This window comes from Absicoccus sp. (genome assembly GCF_034090965.1).
GTDB classification, from domain to species: domain Bacteria; phylum Bacillota_I; class Bacilli_A; order Erysipelotrichales; family Erysipelotrichaceae; genus Absicoccus; species Absicoccus intestinalis.
The window spans coordinates 25,681-41,289 of the sequence record NZ_JAXDRQ010000023.1 but is presented as its reverse complement, the minus strand read 5'-3'; the positions used below and the strand labels follow the sequence as shown (position 1 = coordinate 41,289).

General features: G+C 38.4%; 17 protein-coding genes. 5 read left to right on the top strand and 12 right to left on the bottom strand.

What is annotated here, in order from left to right:
- Window positions 1-2: 2 nt before the first annotated feature.
- Genes mtaB through SOS22_RS03360 form a run of 5 tightly spaced genes read right to left on the bottom strand, consistent with a single transcriptional unit; the run spans window position 3 to window position 4,002 of the window.
- The gene (gene mtaB, locus SOS22_RS03380) at window positions 3-1,280 is read right to left on the bottom strand and encodes a tRNA (N(6)-L-threonylcarbamoyladenosine(37)-C(2))-methylthiotransferase MtaB (RefSeq protein WP_320325031.1); all 1,278 of its coding nucleotides are present in this window, start codon (window positions 1,278-1,280) and stop codon (window positions 3-5) included.
- Window positions 1,280-1,999, bottom strand: coding sequence for an RsmE family RNA methyltransferase (locus SOS22_RS03375; protein ID WP_320325030.1), 720 nt, complete (start codon window positions 1,997-1,999; stop codon window positions 1,280-1,282). The genes mtaB and SOS22_RS03375 overlap by 1 nt, the downstream gene beginning before the upstream one ends.
- Window positions 1,996-2,712, bottom strand: a complete 717-nt coding sequence (locus SOS22_RS03370) for a pseudouridine synthase (protein ID WP_320596309.1) — start codon at window positions 2,710-2,712, stop codon at window positions 1,996-1,998. Before SOS22_RS03370 ends, SOS22_RS03375 begins: the two co-directional genes overlap by 4 nt.
- 14 nt (window positions 2,713-2,726) lie before the next feature.
- Window positions 2,727-3,269, bottom strand: coding sequence for an SMC-Scp complex subunit ScpB (gene scpB, locus SOS22_RS03365; RefSeq protein WP_320325028.1), 543 nt, complete (start codon window positions 3,267-3,269; stop codon window positions 2,727-2,729).
- Window positions 3,262-4,002 carry a segregation and condensation protein A gene (locus SOS22_RS03360; RefSeq protein WP_320325027.1) on the bottom strand — a complete coding sequence of 247 codons (741 nt, stop codon included), beginning with the start codon at window positions 4,000-4,002 and terminating at the stop codon, window positions 3,262-3,264. The genes scpB and SOS22_RS03360 overlap by 8 nt, the downstream gene beginning before the upstream one ends.
- 76 nt (window positions 4,003-4,078) lie before the next feature.
- Between SOS22_RS03360 and SOS22_RS03355 the strand changes: the two genes are divergently transcribed.
- The 5 genes from SOS22_RS03355 to SOS22_RS03335 are packed head-to-tail and all read left to right on the top strand — an operon-like array spanning window position 4,079 to window position 8,293.
- On the top strand, window positions 4,079-4,768 hold the full coding sequence (locus SOS22_RS03355; RefSeq protein ID WP_320325026.1) for an N-acetylmuramoyl-L-alanine amidase: 690 nt from the start codon (window positions 4,079-4,081) through the stop codon (window positions 4,766-4,768).
- 5 nt (window positions 4,769-4,773) lie between these two features.
- Window positions 4,774-5,286, top strand: coding sequence for an NUDIX hydrolase (locus SOS22_RS03350; protein WP_320596308.1), 513 nt, complete (start codon window positions 4,774-4,776; stop codon window positions 5,284-5,286).
- Between the two features lie 3 nt (window positions 5,287-5,289).
- Window positions 5,290-6,483 (top strand): ATP-grasp domain-containing protein, encoded by a 1,194-nt coding sequence (locus tag SOS22_RS03345; RefSeq protein WP_320325024.1) that lies wholly within the window; start codon window positions 5,290-5,292, stop codon window positions 6,481-6,483.
- Window positions 6,484-6,485: 2 nt separating this feature from the next.
- Complete coding sequence (locus tag SOS22_RS03340; RefSeq protein WP_320325023.1) at window positions 6,486-7,241, top strand: alpha/beta hydrolase; 756 nt, start codon at window positions 6,486-6,488, stop codon at window positions 7,239-7,241.
- Window positions 7,220-8,293 carry a metallophosphoesterase gene (locus SOS22_RS03335; protein ID WP_320596307.1) on the top strand — a complete coding sequence of 358 codons (1,074 nt, stop codon included), beginning with the start codon at window positions 7,220-7,222 and terminating at the stop codon, window positions 8,291-8,293. The genes SOS22_RS03340 and SOS22_RS03335 overlap by 22 nt, the downstream gene beginning before the upstream one ends.
- Window positions 8,294-8,301: 8 nt before the next feature.
- Here SOS22_RS03335 and SOS22_RS03330 read toward each other — a convergent pair whose 3' ends face one another.
- The 7 genes from SOS22_RS03330 to SOS22_RS03300 all read right to left on the bottom strand — a co-directional run bounded on the left by SOS22_RS03330 (window position 8,302) and on the right by SOS22_RS03300 (window position 15,477).
- On the bottom strand, window positions 8,302-9,339 hold the full coding sequence (locus tag SOS22_RS03330; protein WP_320325021.1) for a threonine aldolase family protein: 1,038 nt from the start codon (window positions 9,337-9,339) through the stop codon (window positions 8,302-8,304).
- Window positions 9,340-9,409: 70 nt separating this feature from the next.
- Entirely contained in the window at window positions 9,410-10,762 is a 1,353-nt protein-coding gene (locus SOS22_RS03325) for a butyryl-CoA:acetate CoA-transferase (protein WP_320325020.1), read from the bottom strand.
- A gap of 14 nt (window positions 10,763-10,776) precedes the next feature.
- Entirely contained in the window at window positions 10,777-11,556 is a 780-nt protein-coding gene (locus tag SOS22_RS03320) for an enoyl-CoA hydratase-related protein (protein WP_320596306.1), read from the bottom strand.
- Window positions 11,557-11,618: 62 nt separating this feature from the next.
- Complete coding sequence (locus SOS22_RS03315) at window positions 11,619-12,461, bottom strand: 3-hydroxyacyl-CoA dehydrogenase family protein (RefSeq protein ID WP_320325018.1); 843 nt, start codon at window positions 12,459-12,461, stop codon at window positions 11,619-11,621.
- A gap of 15 nt (window positions 12,462-12,476) precedes the next feature.
- A complete protein-coding gene (locus tag SOS22_RS03310) occupies window positions 12,477-13,508 on the bottom strand; it encodes an electron transfer flavoprotein subunit alpha/FixB family protein (protein ID WP_320325017.1) in 1,032 nt (343 codons plus the stop codon).
- Window positions 13,509-13,523: 15 nt separating this feature from the next.
- Entirely contained in the window at window positions 13,524-14,318 is a 795-nt protein-coding gene (locus tag SOS22_RS03305; protein ID WP_320325016.1) for an electron transfer flavoprotein subunit beta/FixA family protein, read from the bottom strand.
- A gap of 19 nt (window positions 14,319-14,337) precedes the next feature.
- Window positions 14,338-15,477, bottom strand: a complete 1,140-nt coding sequence (locus SOS22_RS03300) for an acyl-CoA dehydrogenase (RefSeq protein WP_320596305.1) — start codon at window positions 15,475-15,477, stop codon at window positions 14,338-14,340.
- Between the last annotated feature and the right edge of the window lie 132 nt (window positions 15,478-15,609).

The following is a 15,609-nucleotide window of genomic DNA, read 5'->3' as shown; positions in this document are numbered from 1 at the left end:
TCTCAGACCTTTCTTGCATAATATCCATTCTCTGTGATTGTATCCCATGGCAAAGTGATGCGTCCCGAAAGAGGTTCCTTGCTCTCTATCGTGATGGGATGATAGTGATTGGTGTAACCTGTATACGTGTTGCCATCCTGTGTCTCAATCAGAACTTGAACGGGTTGAAAACGTGCCATGTCTTTTTTTCTTAGTTCTTTCGAGATAGATAATAACGCAGCGACCCGTTGTTTGGCAATTTTTCCATTCACTTCCCCTTTCATGAAAGAAGCTTTGGTTCCATCTCGTTTGGAATAAGGGAAGACATGGAGAAAGGAAAATTGGAGATCCTTGATATTTTGAAGCGTTGTTTGAAATTCTTCTTCACTTTCTTGCACAAAGCCACAAATCACATCAGTAGAGATGGATATATCTGGTATTTGGGCACGAATATAAGCCAATCGCTGTTTATACTCAGCCACTGTATACGGGCGATTCATTCGTTTTAAGGTTTCATCACAGGCCGATTGAATGGGAATGTGCAAATGATGACAGATCCGTGGATTTGTTTTCATCAATTTGATCAATGCATCATCCACCTCTGTGATTTCTATACTGGAAATTCGATAGTAAACATGTTCGGGTGTATTTTCTAATAAGCCCGTTAATAGATCGGCCAAAGTTTTGTTGCCATCTTGATATCGGCCCGTATGAATCCCGGTCAGGACAATTTCCAAATGACCTTGATCAACCAAGGATTGGGCAATACGAATCACTTGATCATATTGTAGCGATCGTTCTCTTCCTCGCGCATATGGAATAGCACAATAGGAACAAAATTGATTGCATCCATCTTCTACTTTCAAAAAAGCACGATGTTTGGATTCAAAATAATGAATGGGCATAGCTTCAAAATCATTAAATTGAACAATATCCGATACGGTATCTCGATGGGTATCCTGGTTGACCATTTCTTGAATCAAAGGCACCAATTGATTTTTGTGATTGGCACCAATGATCAAATCCGCATCCAATTGATCTCGTTCTTTTTCTTTTGCGAATTGTGCATAACAACCAACCACGACACAATATGCATGCGGATTCAAACGCTTGGCTTGATGAATTTTTTGACGTGATTTATGGGCCGCTGTATTGGTTACCGTACAAGTGTTGATGATACAAATATCCGCTTGTTCATGATCGGATACTTCCTCATAACCCAGTTTTTCCAATTCTTGCGCATAATATTGAGATTCATAGGCATTGACTTTACATCCTAGTGTCGTGATACTAAAGCGCATCAATCTTCCTCCTTTATATGGTGTTGATATTCAATGGCAGACAATACATAACAAGCCGCTGTTTCAGCGCGTAGAATATTATCTCCCAAAGAACAAGGCATAAAATGATCATCCAATAAATGATCGACTTCATAATCTTCGAAGCCACCTTCTGGACCAATACAAACCGTTATCGATCTGGGATTGGCATGTAGATATTTGGCCAAATGTTCACTGACATCGGCTTTTTCATAAGCAATTAAATTCATGTCATTTTGAAAATCTTTTAAAGTTTCAATACTTTGTATAGGTGTAATTTCAACTAAATCATTTCGGTTGCATTGCTGACAAGCATTTAAGATAATTTTTGACCAACGCTCCAACTTTTTTTGTTCACGTTGTGGATCTAAATGAATCACGCAATTACGGGATACAAAAGGCACGATGCGGCTTACCCCCAGTTCACAAGCTTTTTGCAGCATCCACTCAAACTTATCTTGTTTGATCAAGGCCACACAAAGCGTTGTATGATGCATGATTTGTTCAGTCGTAATTTGATTAAATAAGTATAAAAAGGGTCTTTTTTCTGGATGCGCTAAAAAAGAAGCATTGGATCCAATGACTCGAACCGTTTCTTTTTTTTCAATGCGCAATACATCAAATAAATGATGTGCTTGCTCTTCATCCAAGCCAATATGTTGATGGAGCTCCAAGTTTTGATCTACAAATATTTGTTTCATAGATTTTCTCCTTGCGCAGCTAAAAGTTCTAACTGTTTGACTTCATACGGTTTTAATATACGATATTCACCTGGTCGAAGATTTCCCAATTCAATCATTCCAAAAGCGGAACGATGTAAACGACGAACTTGATGTCCAAGTTCAGCCATCATATTTTTGACTTCATGATTTTTTCCTTCATAAATAGTCAGCTCAAACCGACATTGATCACGTGTGATATCCGTTTCCAACATATGAACTTTAGCTGGCTGATAGATGGAAAATCCTTTGCGGATCTTGCGAATGTCGTCTTTATCCAATATGCCTTGTAGATTTACGACATATTTTTTCGGAAGATGATATCGCGGATGAGTCATTTCATTGGTGAATTGTCCATCGTTTGTCAACAATAGGACACCACTGGTATCATAATCCAGACGTCCGACCGGATAAATTCTTCGATCTTTGGGCATATAATCCATGACGGTTTTGCGATTCTTTTCATCATGGACCGAACAAATACATCCTTTGGGTTTATAGAATACATAGTAGGTGTATTCTTCGCGTTCGATGGGATGTCCATCCACTTCCACGACATCATCACCAGAAACTTGGGTGCCCAAAGTTGTACAAACAACCCCATTGACTTTGACACGTCCTTCTAAAATCCATTTTTCGGCTGTTCGTCTTGAACAAAGGCCGGCTTGGGCCATTCGTTTTTGTAGTCGTTCCATTCCTGTCCTCCTATCTATTCCTCATGAAACAAATCATCCTCTTGTTGATGTTCTGGCAATTCTGGCAATTCATCTAAGGTTTCTAATTGAAAGGCGTCTAAAAAAGCATCAGTAACCGTATATAATAATGGTTTTCCCACCGTATCTAAGTGACTTTTTGTCTCAATTAAACCACGCGCTTGCAGTTTTTTTAACATTACTTCACAACCAACACCACGAATATCTTCGATTTCAACACGTGTGATTGGTTGTCGATAGGCAATGATCGCTAAGGTTTCTAAAGCTGCTTGTGATAAATGAACCGGTTTTTCTTGTTGAAACAAAGTTTCGGCATAGGGATATACGAATTCTTTTGTTACGATCTTGTAGCGATGCGCATATTCTACCAATTCGATTCCTCGATCCATGCGAAGGTATTCTCGTTTTAATGTATCCATATCTTTATAGATCGACTGTTTATCTTCTTGTCCAAGCGCATGTTGGATCTGTTCGATGGTCAAACCATCTTCTCCAGCTAAAAAAATTAATCCTTCAATCAATGCTTTTTGATTATTCATCGATATTTCCTTTCATGACCCAAATATCGTCCGTATCTTCTTTATGTAAATAAACGAACCATCGTTGGTGAATCAAATCTAAAATGGCTAAAAACGTAACAATGATCATATGTAAATTGGTACAATCTTGGCATAACATCGCAAAGGACACAGGATCCGAGATGGTTGCCATGCGTTGTTGAATTTGGTCTACACGTTCTTCTACGGATAGTTCTTTGATGGTTACCTTTGTTTCATAGGGTTCTAAGATCATGTGTCGTTTCATCACGCGATGCATCGCTTTCATCAATTCATAGACCGATTGATCCTGTAAAGGGCCTTGCTCGACTTTCTTTTGCCACTGTTCGATCAAGGAAGAAGCTGGACGCGTAAAATGTTGTTGTCGCTTGTCATAATCCAATTTTAAAGTTTCGGTGACTTCTTTGTATTGTTGATATTCTAATAACCGTTGCACTAAGTGTTCACGTTGATCTTCTTCGTATTTTTCTTCCACTTCGACTTTTTCACGTGGTAACAATTTACGTGATTTGTATTCGATCAAAGAAGCTAATTCTTCGAGATATTCACTTGCTATCTCTAAATGGAGCGTTTGCATCTCATGAATAAAATCGATGTATTGACTGGCCAATACATCCATATCTAAATCAAATAAGTCCAATTTGTTTTCTTTGACCAAATGGAGCATGAGATCCAATGGACCATCGAATTGTTCAATTGATACATGAAACTTCATTTTATCACCTCAATGAGTATAACAAATTTTAGGTTAAAAATATATTACAACACAAAATGTGTGATAGAATGAGGACATGAAAAAAACATTGATTTATCTGTTATTCGCGGTTTTTCTAGCCTTGATCGTCCAACCCAATATTCGAGGACATCTATCCCAAGGCGATCAACGGGTTCCGACAAATACAACTACAGGAACACCAGCTACTAATGATACCATTGAATTAAAAGCGGACGTCAAAAATATTACAATTTGTGTAGATGCTGCTTCCCAAAGTGGTTCGGATCAGGATATAAATTTAGCCATGGCAGAAGCCATCGGAAAAAAATTAGAAGATTCGGGCTTCCAGGTTGTCTATACCCGCCAAGATTCAACCACATTATCCAATGATGAACGACTCTCGCTTGCTCGCAGTGATAAAGCAAATTATTTATTATCCGTCACAACGACCAATGATACCGATACCTTGCAGAAAGGTTTTTCGATCATGACCCAGCAAAATGCCAAACTGATCGATTTAAGTTCCGATATTGCGGAAGAACTTGAATCCATAAATTATACAGATTATCAAGGACTCGATTCGGATCATTATGAGAATTTTCCCATTTTGACCAATCAAAAAATCCCCGCAATCTTATTGGAAGTTGGTTATACAAGCAATACGGAAGATATGTCTGCACTAACAAACGAAACGACCCAAGATAAGATTGCGACCGCCATTGCTCGTGGTTTTGTCCTATATATATCGCAAGAAAAGGATTCGTGATTTCTATGAAAGAAAAAGAAATTTATCAAGGTGTTATTTTTACATTGACACAAAAACAAGTCATGGTCAATGGCATGCAAGTGCAACGAGATATCATTCATCATCCAGGAGGTGTTGGTATTCTTTTGATCCATGCCAACAAACTTTTACTTGTTTCGCAAATGCGACCCGCCATTGATCAAAAGACCATCGAAATTCCGGCTGGAAAATTGGAATATGGCGAAGATCCGTATGAAGCCGGTATGCGTGAACTCAATGAAGAAACTGGATTTACCGCCAAAAAGTTGAAACCCATTTTGACTATGGTGTCGACACCTGGATTTTGTGATGAGAAAATTTGGATCTATGAAGCCATCGATCCGGCCCCGGCAAAAATCAAGCTGGATTGTGATCCCGATGAAGACATTGAAACGATGTGGATCGATTTAGCAACTGCCCAGAAATGGATCCAAGATGGGAAAATTATCGATGCGAAAACGATCCTAGCTATACAGCATGCACTTTTGGAAAGAAGGTAGTTTATGAATTTTGTGTTTATCAGTCCAAATTATCCAGAACATTATTGGATGTTTTGTCGAGGATTAAAAAAATACGGAGCTACCGTTCTAGCCATTGTTGATCAACCGTATGATAGTTTATCCAATGATTTAAAAGCCAATGTAGATGAATGCTACGTGGTTGATAATTTCTATGATTATGATGCCATATTAAAAGCTTGCGGCTATTTTACTTTTAAATATGGCAAGATTGATTGGATCGAATCCAATAATGAGGCTTGGATGCAATTGGATGCACGTCTACGCGATGATTTCCATGTAACCACTGGATTTGATTTTAAAACCATCACCGAATATCAATCCAAGGCAGCGATGAAAAAATATTATGAAAAAGCAGGATTAAAAACGGCGCGCTATGCTTTGGTGCATTCGCTACAAGATGCGATGGATTTTGTTGATGAAGTGGGCTATCCCGTTGTATTAAAACCCGATCATGGTGTGGGTGCTAGTTTTACCTATCAAATTGATGGTATTCATGAATTGAAAAAAATCTATGCGATGACCAAACAATACCAAATGATCATCGAACAATTTGTGGATGGGGATATTTTTACGTTAGACGGAATTGCGGATGCAGATGGTACCATTCGATATCTCAATTCCCTGCAATATGTGGGCAATGTCATGGATAGCGTTGTATATCATTTAAGTATAGGTTGTTATACGGAATTTAAGATCGATCAAAAAGAACAAGACATTGCTCAAAGAGTTGTTCATGCTTTTGGCATCAAAAACCGGTTTTTTCATGGTGAATATTTTCGTTTACGAAAAGACCAAGCCAATCTCGGCAAAAAAGGAGATGTCATTGGATTGGAATTGAATTTTCGTCCTCCCGGAGGCTTTTCTCCCGATTTAATGAATTATGCTGGTAATCTGGATGTGTATGATCTCTGGGCCGAAGTTTTATTGACCCAACAAGCTTCGTACTCCAAATTAAAACGATTTTCAGCTGGTTTTGCTGGTCGTCGAAATAGCATCCAATATAAATACTCTGCCAACGAAATCAAGGACTTATTTCCCGATGAATGGATCCAAACCGTCTATTTATCGCCTGCTTTTGCCACTGCTATGGGAGATGAAGCCATTATTGCTCGCTTTTCCGATGCAAAATCTCGCTCAGAATTCTTTAAGAAAGCATTAGAAACAAAGGAGAGTTGATCATGTATCAAAAATTTGAATGTTATATGCCTCCTTTTCATGAAAATCGGACCATTCATGTCTATGTGCCGGATACAAATAAACGGTATCCGGTTTTATACATGTTTGATGGACACAATTTATTTTTCGACCAAGAAGCTACCTATGGACGATCTTGGCGAATGGGAGACAATTTAGAACGTTTACATAGAGAATGTATCGTTGTCGGTCAAGAATGTTCGCATCATAATAATGATCGATTAAGTGAATACAGTCCTTATTCATTTTATGCACCAGGTATCGAACAAGATTTTGAAGGATGGGGCGATAAGACCATGGAATTTTTCACCCAAACTTTAAAACCTTTCATTGATAAAAACTATCCGACTCTTTCCAATCGAAAAAATACATGGATTGGCGGATCGAGTTGTGGTGGCTTGATGGCCTATTATGCAGGCATGAAATATAGTGCCATCTACGCAAAGGCCGTATGTGTATCCCCTTATTTTTTACCGATGATCGATCAACTGTATCGCGATACCCAAAATACAAAAATCAGAAAATCGACTGATTTTTATTTCTCTTGGGGTGCAAAAGAAATAGGCGCACATGGCTTTGTGGAAGAAACCAAAGATATTCTTGATCTAGCAACTTTACTAAGTCAAAATGGCCATCGAATCACATTTCATGTGAAACCAGAGGGCGAACATTGTGAAAGGGACTGGGAGGCCGAAATCCCAGCAATTTGTGAATTTTTATGGACCGATCTGTCAAAGTAAAAAAATTAGATTCCACGTTAGGCCGTACCATTGCGATCAGTGATATTCATGGAAATTACGATCGATATTTGGCTCTCTTAAAAAAGATCCATTACCAACCCAATCACGATCGATTGATCTTAGTGGGTGATTTTATTGAAAAAGGACCAAAAAATCTTCTGCTTTTGCGATACATCATGCATCAAGTTGAAACGGAAGATGTTCATGTATTGATGGGAAATTGTGATTTTACCTGTAAGAATGTCTTATATTCGTATCGATTGGATTTTTTGCGTTATATATTGCTCATGCGTAAAGCCAGTGTCCTTCATGAAATGGAAGCCGAAATTCAATATACCTTTCATGAAGAGGTGGATATGGCAGCGTATTGTCAAATGATGCGGACTCATTTTTTAAAAGAATTAAGTTTTGTGAATGATCTTCCCCATGTCATTGAAACCCCCGATACGATCTATGCACATGCTGCTTTGGTCGATCCCGATCATTACGGTTCCGATTTTAAAGAAGTGATCAATCAATCTTTCTTTTTAAAGCGCAATGTTTATTTTCCCAAGCGAGTTGTCGTAGGTCATATGCCTGTTACCGAATATTGTCATCATATTGCGAATTTTGATCCAATCTATGATTCAAAGATGAATGTATATAGTATCGATGGTGGAAATATCGTAAAAAAGCAGTCTGGGCAATTGAATGCGCTTATATTTGATGGTCATACCATTCAAACCGAATCCATCGATGAATTACCAGAGAAAAAAGTCATCCAAGATGTAGACCCTGGTTTTCAATTGCCTATTTTTATTACATGGAATGAAGGAAAAGTAGATATTCTGCAAAAGAGCTCTACACATTCGCTTGTGTATAATGCGTATTTGAAACGAAAATTTTGGGTACCCAATGCTTTTATTCAACATGGCAAGGCGAATGAATATACGACCTATGAAATGCCATTAAAAAAAGGTGATACCGTTAAATTGGTATGCACCTATGAAGATAAAGCCCAAATTAAAAAGAATGGTATCCTTGGCTGGACCTATATGACCAATCTAGAATGAGAGATTGGTCATTTTTTGATTTTTGCGGTCTCTTTGAGCGCTTCACATAAATCGTTGATATGTTGTTGCGTTGTGGTAAATCCTGTCACCAAGCGAATAATGTATTGCCCTTCCCATTCGTCCCAAATATCAAAATCGACCTTTTCCGATAAGTATTCGAATTGTTCATTGGTCAAGATTGGAAAGACTTGATTGGTGTAGGCTTTCATCAAGAGTGGATAACCTAAATTATGTAAAGCATTCTGCAATTGAACCGATAATTCATCCTCATGCTTGGCTATTTGATAAAATTTATCATCTTGGAATAAAACTTGAAATTGTAAACCAATTAACCAGGATTTTGCCATCATTGCTCCCGTTTGTTTCATCACAAAAGGAAATCCATCTTCTAATGCAGGATTTGTGATAAGAATGGCGGAACCAAATAAACCTCCATTTTTGGAAATACCAATTGTAAAAATATCACATAACTTTGCGATATCATTTAATGTATATCCCACACCTGACATCAAAGCAACACCCAATCTTTCTCCATCGAGGATCAAATATAAACCTAATTCTTTACATTTATCATGAATGGCATGGAGCTCATCTTCGGAATAAATGGTTCCCATTTCGGTTGCATTCGAAATAAAAACGGCTTTCGGGTAGACCATCATGCCATATCCTAACATATGTTGATTGAATGTTTTTTCAATAGCTGATGGCGTAATTTTTCCATCGTTATCATCTACGATGATGACTTTATGGCCGGTTGCTTCAATGGCACCGGCTTCTCTTGTTGAAATATGAGCGGTCTTACAAGCAATCACAGCTTCATATGGTTTTAAGATGGCCTTAAAAATTGTGGCATTCGCTATTGTGCCTCCGCTTACAAAATGAACATCAATATGAACATCGGGCATTTTCGATTGCAGTATATCTTTGGCTTTTTGACATTCTTCATCCTGCCCATAGGGCATATATGGATGGGAGTCCTTGGCCTTTAATGCATCAATGATTTCAGGAATACATCCAACTTGATAGTCATTTCTAAAATATAACATGGTGACTCCTCCTTTCATCCTATAGTATAACATAGAAAAACGGCTATATCATATAGCCGTATAATAATAGTTAGACATTGACATGGGCATTATGTTTCCGCCAAATATGCATTTTTTCTGCTTCTTCGATCAATTGTTGACGGAAATCTGGATGTGCGATCGAAATCAATCCTTCCGCACGCTCCCAAGTACTTTTACCCTTTAGATTGACCATACCATATTCGGTTACGACATAGTGCGTATTGGCACGAGTATCCGTAACCGCCGATCCTGGATGTAAGATTGGTAAAATACGAGAGAATGTCTCACCTTTTTTATTGGTAAATGTACTTGAACAACAAATAAAAGATTTACCACCTTTTGATAAATAAGCCCCTAACACAAAGTCTAATTGGCCACCAGCCCCACTGATTTGACGAATACCAGAACTTTCAGCACTCACTTGACCAAATAAATCAATATCTACCGTATTGTTGATGGAAATAAAGTTATCAATTTGGGAAATGGTACGAGGATCATTGGTATAATCAACCGGAGCCATCATACATTCTGGATTATCATTGAGATAATCATACATTTCCTTACTACCTTGTCCAAACGCATAGACTTGTCGACCTGGATTTAAGTTCTTTTTCGATCCATCGATCTTGCCTGCACGAGCCATATCTACAAAAGAATCCACATACATTTCAGTATGTACACCTAAATGTTTCAGATCCGATTTGGCAATCAAGGCACCTACTGCATTGGGCATGCCACCAATACCAAGTTGTAAGCAAGCTCCATCAGGAATTTCATTGACGATTAATTCGGCAACCTTTTGATCTACTTCAGATGGTTTTCCACCCTTAGGAATTGTTTCTAGAGGCGCATTATCACTTTCAACGATCATATCAACTTTTGAAATATGAACACCTGTGCCCCATCCACCTAAACAACGAGGCATATTTGTATTTACTTCAACGATCACTTTATCGGCTCGCTCTAGAATGGCATATTGATGCGATGCATTGGGTCCAAAATTGAAATACCCAAATGAATCCATGGGTGCAACACGGAACATGGCTACTTGAATATCATCGATTTCATATAAGCAATAACTTGGTAATTCCGAGTAACGAATGGGATTGTAGTAAGCGATATCTTCCATGCATGCTTTTCGTTCAATACCGGACATGTGCCATGAATTCCAGCAAAAATGAGCGGGAGCGTTTTCAATATCGAAGATGGCAGGTCGTTTCAACAAAATGGCACCACGAATCTTCACATCTTCCAATTGAGGCATACGCTTTGCCAAGGCTTTATCCAATGTATCAACAATGCCAAGACCAAATCCATAGTCGATCCAGTCACCACTATGGATACATTGAACGGCTTGATCCGCCGTTGTTAATTTAGCGGCATATTCAGCTGCAAAATCCATATGTATCGCCATCCTTATTTATTCTTGAATTCTTTGTCTTTGACACGATTGACAAAGCATTCCATACCATATTTTTGATCTTCGGTCTTGAAGCATTCCGAGAATTCAGATACTTCTAATTTCACGGCATCATCGATATTTTGTTGAAGTCCTTCATTGATGGCTTTTTTTGAATGAGCTACGGCAATTGGCGCATTAGCCGCAATACGATTGGCAAGTTTCATGGCTGTAGCCATCAAATCATCGGATGCAACTACATCATTGACCAATCCAATTTCTTTTGCTTTATCGGCTTTGATATTGCGCGCTGTATAAATCATTTCTTTGGCAATACCGGTAGGAATCAAACGAGCTAAACGTTGTGTACCACCAAATCCTGGAGTAATACCAAGACCTACTTCTGGTTGTCCAAATACAGCATTTTCACTCGCTAGACGAATATCACATGACATGGCTAATTCACATCCACCGCCAAGAGCGAATCCATTGACAGCAGCAATAACAGGACAATGCAATTGTTCGATACGACGGAAGATACTATTTCCATATCCACTGTATTCTGCTGCTTCTTCGACTGTCTTATCTTTCATTTCAACGATATCGGCACCGGCAACAAAGCTCTTGGATCCAGCACCAGTGATGATCAGGGCATATGTATCCATATCTTCTTCTACGGTTTTGACAGCTTCTTCAAGATCTTTTAGTACAGCTGTTGCTAAGGCATTTAATGCTTTGGGACGATTGATCGTAATGATCGATACGTGTCCTTGTTTTTCAAATAATACGTTTTCCATATTTATTATATCCTTTCTAAAAAAGAGGTGGAATGTATGTCCCACCTCGATCCAATCTACAATTAGTTATATTTGTAGAATCCTTCGCCAGTTTTACGTCCTAATTTACCGGCACGAACCATTTTTCTTAATAATGTACATGCACGATATTTAGAATCGCCTGTTTCGTTGTAAAGAACATCCATAACGTCCAATACGATATCCAAACCAATCAAATCACCTAATTCAAGTGGTCCCATTGGATGGTTAGCACCCAACTTCATGGCTGTATCGATATCTTCAGCACTAGCAACACCTTCTTGTAATACGAATACACCTTCGTTGATCAAAGGGACTAAAATACGGTTTACAACAAAACCAGGTGCTTCATTTACTTCAACTGGTGTCTTACCAATTTGCTCAGATAATTCTTTAACAGCTTGTACGGTTTCGTCTTTTGTAGCACCACCACGGATAACTTCGATCAATTTCATACGATCAGCTGGGTTAAAGAAGTGCATACCAATTACTTCATGTTTAACACCATTAGCGATTTCTGTAATGGATAAACTTGATGTATTGGAGCAGAAGATTGTAGAATCTTTACAAATACCATCTAATGTTTTGAATAAATCTTGTTTTACTTTTACTTGTTCCAAGACAGCTTCCACAACATAGTCCGCATCAGCTAATCCTGAATAATCCGATTCACCAGCCGTTAAATTTGCTTTGATTGCATTGGCAGCATCTTCGGCAATTTTTCCGCGAGAAACAAGTTTATCTAATTTTGCACCAATTTTATTGATACCATTTTGTGCCCATTCGATTTTAATATCACATACTGTGACTTGGTTACCAGCAGCAGCAAAGGCTTGAGCAATGCCTTGACCCATTGTACCGGCACCAATAACACCAATTTTACTCATGTATTTTGATCTCCTTTACTCTGATTTTGCGTCTTTGATGGATTGTACTAACAAAGGAAGAACTTTGTTTACATCACCAACAAATCCCATGTTAGAAATTGTAAAGATTTCAGCTTGAGGATCACGGTTGATCGAAATGATCAAGTCAGATTTGTCCATACCTGCACAGTGTTGAACGGCACCCGAAATACCGCAAGCAATATATAAGGAAGGACGTACGGTCTTACCTGTTTGGCCAACTTGACGGCTCTTATCCATGTATCCATCTTCAACAACGGCACGTGTACAACATACAACACCACCTAATTCATCAGCAACTTGTTGAACTAAATCCAAGCAGTTTTCTGCACCACGACCAGCACCAACTAAGATGTCAGCTTTTGTGATATCTACATCAGATTTCACTTTTTCGATTACCTTTTCAACAAATACTTGTGGTTCAGTTGTTGTCCAAGTTGGTTTGAATTCATCAACTTCACCTTGACGAGATTCGTCAACTGGAGCTAATTCAAAGACTTTTGGTCGAATTGTAGCCATTTGTGGACGCGTATCTTTACAAACGATCGTTCCGAATAAGTTACCACCAAAAGTTGGACGAGTAACATCTAATAATGATTCGCCTGTCTCTTTTGCATAATCAATATCGACTTCGATCTTTGTAGCATCAGCTGTCAAACCAACATTTAAACGAGCAGCTACACGTGGAGCTAGATCACGTCCCAATGGAGTGGCACCTGTTAACATAGCATCTGGTTTATAAGCATTGACTACTTGTGTTAATGCATCTGCATAAAATTGGGTAGAATAATCTTTCAAAAGAGGATCGTCAACAACGATAACCTTATCTGCACCATGAGCGATTACTTCTTGTGCTTTGTCTTTTACATTTTCTCCAAGCAATACACCAACTACTTTGTATCCGAATTCAGGAATAGAAGCAACTAGTTTTCTTGCTTCTGAAATAAGTTCATAACTTACTTCAGCTACATTTCCGTTTTCTTGTTCAACGAAAACGAAGACATCTTTGTATTCTTCAAATCGAGCCATTCTGTTTCTTCCCTCCTACTTCGTAATGATTTGCTTTTCTTTCAAAGTTTTAGCAATCATATCTGCAGTTTCCTGCTCTGATAATGTAAATGTTTCCGTCTTATCGGTAACATCCTTTGTGAAAGTTGTTTTTACCGATGTAGGTGAACCTTTGAAACCAACACGGTTTGGATCTACACCTAAATCTGCATTTGTTAATGTTTCAATTTTGTTTTCTTTGCATAAGTCAACGATATTGTCACATTGCATATAACGAGGTGTATTCATTTCGGATAATGTTGTGATGACACAAGGCAATTTAACCTTAACGATTTGTTCAACATCTTCCAATGATTTCTTGACCGTAATGGATTCATCATTGACATCAATGATCTCATCGACATAGGTAACTTGAGGGATTCCTAAACGTTCAGCTGTTTGAGGTCCAACCTGAGCTGTATCACCATCAATGGCTTGACGACCAGCAATGACAAGATCAAATCCTACTTTTTTCAAAGCAGCAGCCAAAGCAATACTTGTAGCACATGTATCAGATCCACCTAATACACGGTCTGTTAATAAGACACCTTTGTCAGCGCCCATAGCTACACCTTGTTTTAACATATCGGCAGCTTTTGGCAATCCCATAGTCATAACGACAACTTCAGTGTCTGGGTTTTTATCTTTAATTTCCAATGCAGCTTCCAAACCAGCTAGATCATCGGGGTTCGTAATTGCAGGAACACCATCACGAACCAATGCACCAGTCTTTTTATCAACTGTGATTTCTGTTGAATCGGGAACTTGTTTTTCTAGAACAACGATTTTCATATGAGTATTCAATCCTTTCTTATCGTAACATCGATCCTGAAATTACCATTCTTTGTACTTCAGAAGTACCTTCATAGATTTCAGTGATCTTAGCATCACGGAACATTCTTTCAACTGGCAAGTCACGAGTATATCCATAACCACCTAATAATTGGATAGCCTTTGTAGTTACTTCCATAGCTGTTTCGGATGCAAATAATTTAGCTTCTGCAGCTAATACCGTATAAGGCTGACCCGTTTCTTTAGCCATTGCAGCTTTGTATACCAACAAACGAGCTGCATCTACTTTGGTTTGAATATCTGCCAATTGGAATTGCGTGTTTTGGAAACGAGCAATAGGACGTCCAAATTGTTTACGTTGTTTTACATAAGGAACGGCTTCATCAATTGCACCTTGTGCCAATCCAACAGCTTGTGCGGCGATACCAATACGACCACCATCCAATGTCTTCATCGCAACCTTGAATCCTTGTCCTTCTTTTCCTAACAAGTTTTCTTTTGGTACTTTTACATTATTGAAGATCAACTCACGAGTAGCAGAACCACGAATACCTAATTTCTTTTCATGAAGACCGAATGTGAATCCTTCCCATCCTTTTTCAACGATGAAAGCAGAAATACCATGATTTCCTTTTGTTTTATCTGTCATAGCGAAGATAATATAAACATCTGCTTCTCCAGCATTTGTGATGAAGATCTTTGTACCATTCAAGATATAATGATCACCATCTAAAACAGCTGTTGTTTGTTGACCGGCAGCATCGGTACCGGCATTTGGTTCGGTTAAACCAAAGGCAGCAATCTTCTTACCTGTGCAAAGGTCAGTTAAATATTTTGCTTTTTGTTCTTCTGTACCAAAAGCCGCAATTGGCCAAGTACCTAATGAAGTATGTGCACTTAATACCGTAGATGTTGTACAGCATTTTTTAGCTAATTCTTCAACAGCTAAGATATAGCTTAGATAATCAGCACCAGCTCCTCCATATTCACGAGGGTATGGGATTCCCAACATCTTTGCTTGGCGCATAGCTTCTACGTTTTCTTTAGGGAATCTTTCTTGTTCGTCTACATCCGCTGCGTTATCTTTAACGACAGTTTCAGCAACTTCTCTGAACAACGTTTGCATCATTTGTTGTTGTTCTGTAAAATTGAAATCCATAAATTTAAAGTTCTCCTTTCCTTATTGTTCAACTTCAAATTTGGTATGAAATCCCATTCATACGATGTAATTGTACCGAGAATGCATTCGGTAGTCAATGACTTTGTGAATTTATTTACAAGTAAAAGAAGA